Consider the following 6,721-nt stretch of genomic DNA (forward strand, 5'->3'; position numbering starts at 1 on the left):
AAGGCCTGCTGCGGGTGATGTTCGATCCGCGCAGCACGCTGGCGCAGCAGGTGTCCGACCAGCTCAAGCAGCATTTCGGCGACAAGGTTTACGACACCGTGATTCCGCGCAACGTGCGGCTGGCCGAAGCGCCCAGCCACGGTTTGCCGGTGCTGGTGTACGACCGGCAATGCAAGGGCGCGAAAGCCTACATGGAGCTGGCCGAAGAAACGCTCAGGCGCGCCCAGAAGGGCGCAAGCACCCTAAAGGGCACAGGCGCCGGTCTCACAGCAAGGGAGAAATCAGATGGCCAAACTTAAGGGTCTGGGACGCGGGCTCGATGCACTACTCGGCGGCGAGAACAACTCGGCGCCGCCGCAGGGCGAGCTGCGTATGATGAACGTGTCACAATTGTCGCCCGGCAAATACCAGCCGCGCACCCAGATGGACAGCGAGTCGCTGCAGGAACTGGCCGACTCGATCCGCGCCCAGGGCCTGATGCAGCCGATCCTGGCGCGTGAAATCGCCGAGGGTTTCGAGATCATCGCGGGCGAGCGGCGCTGGCGCGCGGCGCGGCTGGCCGGCCTCAACGAGGTGCCGGTGCTGCTGCGCGAAGTGCCCGACGACGCGGTGGCGGCAATGGGCCTGATCGAAAACATCCAGCGCGAAGACCTCAACGCGATCGACGAAGCGCATGGCCTGCAGCGCCTGATCCACGAATTCGGCATGACCCACGATTCGGTGGCGCAGGCGGTGGGCAAGTCGCGCGCGGCGGTGTCCAACCTGCTGCGCCTGCTGAACCTGTCGCGCCCGGTGCAGGACATGCTCACCGCCGGCCTGATCGAGATGGGCCACGCCCGTGCGCTGCTGCCTTTGAGCGCGGGCGTGCAGCGCGAATTGGCGCACGAGGTCGAAACCCGCGGCCTGTCGGTGCGCGAGGTCGAGCGACGCGTGGCGCGGCTGAAAGAGCCGGCCGCGACACCCGCACCGGCCGCCGCCTCGCGCGACCTGCTGCGGCTCGAAGAAAGCCTGTCCGACGCGCTCGGCATGACGGCTCGCCTGCACACCAACAAGCAGGGCAAAGGCCGCCTCACCCTGAGTTTTTCCAGCCATGCCGAATTGCAGGGATTGCTGGAAAAACTGGGTATCGCGCTTTAACTGATCGTCGAAGGGTTGAAGGAGGGCAGCGTGGAAGCGAACTTGGCGCAGGTCACCGTGATGCCTTCCGGGCATTGTTTCAGCATTGCAAGCACGGACACGATTCTGCAGGCCGCATTGCGTGCCGGCATTCCACTCAATTACGGCTGCAGCAGCGGCAACTGCGGAGACTGTCTGGCGCGCCTGGTGTCGGGCGAGGTCAGCAAGCTGCAGCCGCATGATTTTCGGGTCAAGGACGCGGACAAGGCCAATGGGGCCTTGCTGATGTGCGCGTATACCGCGGTCGGCGATATCGTGATCGAGGCCAGTGTCGCCGGCGCCGACGATATTCCGCAGCAGACCATCGCCACCCGGGTCAAGGCCGTCGAGCCCATCGACGAACATATTCTGGCCTTGCACCTGATGACGCCGCGCAGCCAGCGGCTGCGTTTTCTGGCCGGTCAATCGGTGTGGCTGGCCTCGGACGGGGCGGCGGGCGAGTACTACATCGCCAGCTGCCCCTGCGAAGACCGCCATATCGAGCTGCATGTGCGGCATGACCAGCAGGCGTTTGCCGAGCAGGCATTCACGGCGCTGGCCAAGGAAGATGTCGTGACGTTGACCGGGCCGCAGGGCGATTTCGTGATCAAGCTGGATTCACGCCGCCCGATTATTTTCGTGGCGTGGGACGACGGCTTTGCGCCGATCAAAAGCCTGATCCAGCATGCCATGTCGCTGGAGGTGGCGGAAAGCATGCACCTCTACTGGCTGTCCGATGCCCTGGGCCACTACCAGGAAAACTATGTGCGATCGCTGGCCGACGCGCTGGACGATTTCGACTACAAGTTGATGTCCGCGGATGCCGATCCGGCTGACCTGGCCGGACGGGTGCTGGCGGCGCATCCGGATCTCACCCGTTTTGACATCTATGCTGCGGGCCCGGCCGTCTTTCTGGACAGCCTGCGCGCAGGCGCGCTCGCCCGGAACCTGTCGATCCTCGGCTGGCACCAGGAAGTGCTGTGAAACTCCGGCGGCGCGTACCCGTCCCGCAAGCATGAAATCCCTGTTTGCGTGGTTGCATCGCGCCCTGTGGCGTGACGCGCTCGATACGCTGCCGGCCTGGCGCACGCTGCCGCTGATCCTGCTGCGGGCATTGATCCTGTCGACCCGCGACATGGCGGGTGAGCGCATGAATCTGCGCGCGATGAGTCTCGTCTACACCACCCTGCTATCGCTGGTGCCGCTGCTGGCCGTGAGCTTCTCCGTCCTCAAGGCGTTCGGCGTGCACAATGCCGCGCGGCCGACTCTGCTCAGCCTGCTGGCGCCGCTGGGTGCAGACAGCGTGCAAATGGTCGACCAGATCACCGGATTCGTCGACAACATCAAGGTCGGCGTGCTCGGCGTGGTGGGGGTGGTCTTGCTGCTATACACCGCCGTGTCGCTGGTGCAGAAAGTCGAACAGGGCTTCAACGAAGTGTGGCGGGTGCGCCGCGAACGCACGTTTGCCCAGCGTTTCAGCAATTACCTGTCGGTAATTTTCACTGCGCCGGTGCTGCTGTTTGCCGTCGCGACCATCAGCGCGTCGGTTTTCAACGACGCCATACTCGACTGGCTCGGCGTCAGCGGTACAGTGGCTGATGGCTTGCGCGTGCTGCAAGGCATGCTGCCGCTGCTGATTCTGGTCGCCGTGTTCAGCTTCATCTATTCGCTGGTGCCCAATACACGGGTGCGCGCCGTGCCGGCGCTATGCGGCGCGCTGGTGGCCGCCTTGCTGTGGGAAACTTCCGGCGTGCTGTTCGCGCGTTTTGTCGCAGGCTCGGTCAATTACGTGGCGGTGTATTCCGGCTTCGCCATCGTCATCGTGTTCATGGTGTGGATTTACGTCACCTGGCTCATTCTGCTGTTCGGCGCCTGGGTGGCTTTCTACATGCAGAATCCCGGCTACAGTCCCGGCCACGACACCGGCGCCGCATTCAGCCCGCGCCAGCGCGAACGCATCGCGCTGGCGGCACTGGGCCAGCTGGCACGCGCGCATGCCCAGGGCGTGCCCGGCATGTCGCCGCAGGTGCTCGCGCACTATCTGCGCTTGCCCGAGCCGTTGCTCGAAGACGTGTTCGAAGCGTTTCTTGAGCAGCACCTGGTGGCACGCACCGACGAACAGCCGCCGCGCTGGTTGCCTGCGGTGGACCCGGCCAGCGTCCCGTTGGCACAGCTGCACGCCTTGCTGCGCCGTCAGGGCGAACAGCAGCAGTTGCATCCGCATGACCTGGCTGCCGAGCCGGCGCTGATCGCGCTCGAAGACCGACTGGAAGCCAGCCAGCAATCTGCGCTCGCCGACCTGACTTGGCAGGATCTGGGCAGCGGGCTGCAAACAGAACCGACCGCAAGGCCGCAGGCCTGTTTGTAAAATCGGGTGGGCGACCGTGCAAACAGGGGATTTGCTCATCAGATCACTTGATGATTGCATAGACCGCTCTAATTCAAGTATCATCACCGGCTAATGTTCTTCGGTACACAATCGGCCATCCAGCGAGTGGCCCGGGCGCAAGCGGTTCTCGCGCCCGTCGCGGCTGTTTTGGGCGGCGTGTTCGTCGGGCTCGATGCGGCGCTGGCGGCGCTGTTCGGCGGCCTGGTTGCGCTGGCAGTGAGCGGGGTGCTGGTGTGGCGCGAACAGCAATCGATGCGGCATCCGGAATGGGACCAGCATCGTTTGTTCAGACTTTTCATTCGCGCCGGGGTCGAGCGCATGCTCGTGCTGGTGGGTTTGCTGGGACTGGGGCTGGCCGTGTTGAAACTGTCGCCCTTGCCCATGCTGTTGGGTTTGTTGCTGGCGCAATTTGGCTGGCTGGCTGCCGCACAGGGCCGCAAAAATTAAATACGTTGCGCAGGTCGGTTTTGAATGGGTCGCTCCGCAGTGTCCATTCAAAACCCACTTAACTGAATTTGATCATCATGGCTACGGAATACGCTTCCTCCGGTGAGTACATCAAGCATCACCTGCAAAACCTCACGCTCGGCAAACTGCCCGAGGGTTATGAGCGTCATGACCATCATGGCAACGTCGAGGTGCTGTCGGAGTCCACGCTGACCTTCGCGCACAACGCCCAGGAAGCCAAAGACATGGGCTTCTGGGCGGTCAACGTCGACAGCATGGCGTTTTCGATCGGTCTCGGCATCCTGTTCCTGTTCCTGTTCCGCATGGCGGCCAGAAAAGCCAGCACAGGCGTGCCTGCGGGCTTGCAGAACTTCGTCGAGTGGGTGATTGAATTCATCGACACCTCGGTGCGCGGTTCCTTCTCCCATAAAAACCCGCTGGTCGCACCGCTGGCGCTGACCGTGTTCATGTGGGTTTTCCTGATGAACCTGATGGACCTGGTGCCGGTCGACTGGTTGCCGCTGGCGGGTTCAATGGTGGGCCTGCCGTTCCTGAAAGTCGTGCCCTCGACCGACCCCAATGTCACCTTCGGTTTGTCCCTGTCGATCTTTGTCCTGGTGCTGTTCTACAGCATCAAGATGAAGGGCGCGGGTGGTTTCTTCTCTGAATTGGCGTTCCAGCCTTTCCCCAAATTCATGTTCCCGATCAACCTGCTGCTCGAAGGCGTGGGTCTGATTGCCAAGCCGCTTTCGCTGTCTCTGCGGCTGTTCGGCAACATGTACGCCGGTGAAATGATCTTCATCCTGATTGCGCTGATGTTCGGCGGCAGCTGGATCCTGGGCCTGTTCGGCGGTGTGCTGCAGTGGGCGTGGGCAGTGTTCCACATCCTGATCATCACCCTGCAGGCGTTCATCTTCATGACGCTGACCATTGTGTATCTGGACATGGCGCACTCCGAGCATCATTGATTCAAGTTTTAGTGATTGATTTTGGTTTCTTGTTTTCAACTTTATTTTTAACTTTTAGGAGCAACAAATGGAAATGACTCAAGCAGTGCTGTACATCGCGGGTGCGTTGATGATGGGTATGGGCGCGCTCGGCGCATCCATCGGTATCGGCGTTCTGGGCGGCCGTTTTCTGGAGGGTGCTGCACGCCAGCCCGAACTGATCCCGATGCTGCGCACGCAGTTCTTCATCGTCATGGGTCTGGTTGACGCAGTGCCGATGATCGCCGTCGGTCTGGCCATGTACGTTCTGTTCGCTGTTGCCGGTTAAGTCGCAGGTTCAACAGCGCTTGTTGCCAACCCCTGTATTTAACCCACGTCATTAAAAAGGTGCGGAAATGAATTTCAACGCAACTTTGATCGGCCAGTCCATCACGTTCATCTTCTTTGTGTGGTTCTGCATGAAGTACGTGTGGCCGCCCATCATGAGCGCGCTCGAAACGCGCAAGAAGTTGATTGCGGATGGCTTGGCCGCTGCCGACCGTGGCAAGCACGAGCTGGAGCTGGCGGCTAAAAAAGCCGGCGACAACATGCGTGAAGCCAAGGCAACTGCAGCCGAAGTCATCGTCCAGGCTGAAAAGCGTGCGGCGCAAATGGTCGAAGAGGCCAAAACGGCTGCCAAGGAAGAGGGCGAGCGTCAGCTTGCCGCTGCCCAGGCCAATATCGCTCAGGAAACCAACCGTGCACGTGAAAGCCTGCGTGAACAGGTTGCTGCGCTGGCTGTTGCCGGTGCGGAGAAAATCCTGCGTCGTGAAGTCAACGCGCAAACCCACGCTGACCTGCTGGGCCAGCTGAAAGCCGAGCTGTAAGCCATGAGCGAACTGTCTACCCTGGCACGACCCTACGCCGAAGCGGCTTTCCGCATCGCGCAGGCTGAAAGCGATCTGGCGGGCTGGTCTTCGCGTATCGCCACGCTGGCAGCGATTGTTTCCGATGCGCAGGTGGCGCGTCTGAACGCTGACCCCGCCGTCGACGCTGATCGCGTGGCCGCACTGGTCATCGACGTGGCCGGTGCCGAACTCGGCGAGCGCGGTGCAAGTTTCGTCAAGGTGGTCGCTGAAAACGGTCGCCTGGCGCTGCTGCCTGTCATCAGCGAACAGTTCGACACCCTGAAAGCCAGCGCCGAAGGCACCCTCGAAGCGACCATCACCAGCGCCCAGGAAATGGCGCAGGCGCAGGTCGACGAACTGGTGGCCGGCTTGCGTGCCAAGTTCAACCGTGCGGTTAACGTGCAGGTTGCGGTCGATCCCGAACTGATCGGCGGCGCGGTGATCACGATTGGCGACCAGGTGATAGACGGCTCGGTCAAAGGGCGGCTGCAGCGCATGAGCTTCGCGCTTCAAGGCTAATCCAGACTCTTATTTATCGGACACCGCCCCAATTCAAAACCCGGCGGTTCGGAGAACACACATGCAATTGAATCCAAGCGAAATCAGCGAACTGATTAAAGCCAAGATCGAAAACTTCGGTGCGTCAAGCGAGTTGCGCACCCAGGGAACGATCGTGTCCGTCACCGACGGTATTGTCCGCATTCATGGTTTGTCCGACGTCATGTCGGGCGAAATGATCGAAATGCCGGGCAACACCTTCGGCGTGGCACTCAACCTCGAGCGTGACTCGGTCGGCGCCGTGATTCTGGGCGACTACGAACACATCAAGGAAGGCGACGTTGCCAAGTGCACCGGCCGCATTCTGGAAGTGCCGGTGGGCCGTGGCCTGCTCGGCC

Annotated in this window: 9 protein-coding genes and 1 pseudogene; all 10 read left to right on the forward strand. The window is 61.7% G+C overall.

All coding sequences use genetic code 11. The annotated features are described in order from the left end of the window. Positions 1-299 (forward strand): ParA family protein (locus IV098_RS11760; protein ID WP_296889341.1); only part of this gene is annotated, 299 nt, incomplete at its 5' end. Then, positions 286-1,137, forward strand: a complete 852-nt coding sequence (locus IV098_RS11765; RefSeq protein WP_296889342.1) for a ParB/RepB/Spo0J family partition protein — start codon at positions 286-288, stop codon at positions 1,135-1,137. The genes IV098_RS11760 and IV098_RS11765, both read left to right, overlap by 14 nt. A gap of 30 nt (positions 1,138-1,167) precedes the next feature. Further along, entirely contained in the window at positions 1,168-2,139 is a 972-nt protein-coding gene (locus IV098_RS11770) for a 2Fe-2S iron-sulfur cluster-binding protein (RefSeq protein WP_296889344.1), read from the forward strand. A gap of 31 nt (positions 2,140-2,170) precedes the next feature. Further along, positions 2,171-3,523 carry a YihY/virulence factor BrkB family protein gene (locus IV098_RS11775; protein WP_296889345.1) on the forward strand — a complete coding sequence of 451 codons (1,353 nt, stop codon included), beginning with the start codon at positions 2,171-2,173 and terminating at the stop codon, positions 3,521-3,523. Positions 3,524-3,616: 93 nt separating this feature from the next. Next, complete coding sequence (locus tag IV098_RS11780; RefSeq protein WP_296889346.1) at positions 3,617-3,991, forward strand: ATP synthase subunit I; 375 nt, start codon at positions 3,617-3,619, stop codon at positions 3,989-3,991. Between the two features lie 74 nt (positions 3,992-4,065). Further along, a complete protein-coding gene (gene atpB, locus IV098_RS11785) occupies positions 4,066-4,959 on the forward strand; it encodes a F0F1 ATP synthase subunit A (protein WP_296889350.1) in 894 nt (297 codons plus the stop codon). Between the two features lie 67 nt (positions 4,960-5,026). Continuing rightward, a complete protein-coding gene (atpE, locus tag IV098_RS11790) occupies positions 5,027-5,266 on the forward strand; it encodes a F0F1 ATP synthase subunit C (protein WP_296889347.1) in 240 nt (79 codons plus the stop codon). A gap of 67 nt (positions 5,267-5,333) precedes the next feature. Continuing rightward, a complete protein-coding gene (locus IV098_RS11795) occupies positions 5,334-5,804 on the forward strand; it encodes a F0F1 ATP synthase subunit B (protein ID WP_296889348.1) in 471 nt (156 codons plus the stop codon). 3 nt (positions 5,805-5,807) lie between these two features. After that, a complete protein-coding gene (locus IV098_RS11800) occupies positions 5,808-6,344 on the forward strand; it encodes a F0F1 ATP synthase subunit delta (RefSeq protein ID WP_296889349.1) in 537 nt (178 codons plus the stop codon). Between the two features lie 61 nt (positions 6,345-6,405). Beyond that, positions 6,406-6,721: pseudogene (locus tag IV098_RS11805) on the forward strand (F0F1 ATP synthase subunit alpha); the annotation flags it as partial.

Origin of the sequence: Thiobacillus sp. (assembly GCF_018780105.1) — a bacterium.
In the GTDB taxonomy this organism is placed as follows: Bacteria; Pseudomonadota; Gammaproteobacteria; order Burkholderiales; family Thiobacillaceae; genus Thiobacillus.

What these genes read in the sequence shown, in the direction of transcription:
- IV098_RS11765 (WP_296889342.1), top strand. Translation starts at nt 286, where the DNA reads ATGGCCAAACTTAAGGGTCTGGGACGCGGGCTCGATGCACTACTCGGC.
- IV098_RS11775 (WP_296889345.1), top strand. Translation starts at nt 2,171, where the DNA reads ATGAAATCCCTGTTTGCGTGGTTGCATCGCGCCCTGTGGCGTGACGCG.
- IV098_RS11780 (WP_296889346.1), top strand. Translation starts at nt 3,617, where the DNA reads ATGTTCTTCGGTACACAATCGGCCATCCAGCGAGTGGCCCGGGCGCAA.
- atpE (WP_296889347.1), top strand. Translation starts at nt 5,027, where the DNA reads ATGGAAATGACTCAAGCAGTGCTGTACATCGCGGGTGCGTTGATGATG.
- IV098_RS11795 (WP_296889348.1), top strand. Translation starts at nt 5,334, where the DNA reads ATGAATTTCAACGCAACTTTGATCGGCCAGTCCATCACGTTCATCTTC.
- IV098_RS11800 (WP_296889349.1), top strand. Translation starts at nt 5,808, where the DNA reads ATGAGCGAACTGTCTACCCTGGCACGACCCTACGCCGAAGCGGCTTTC.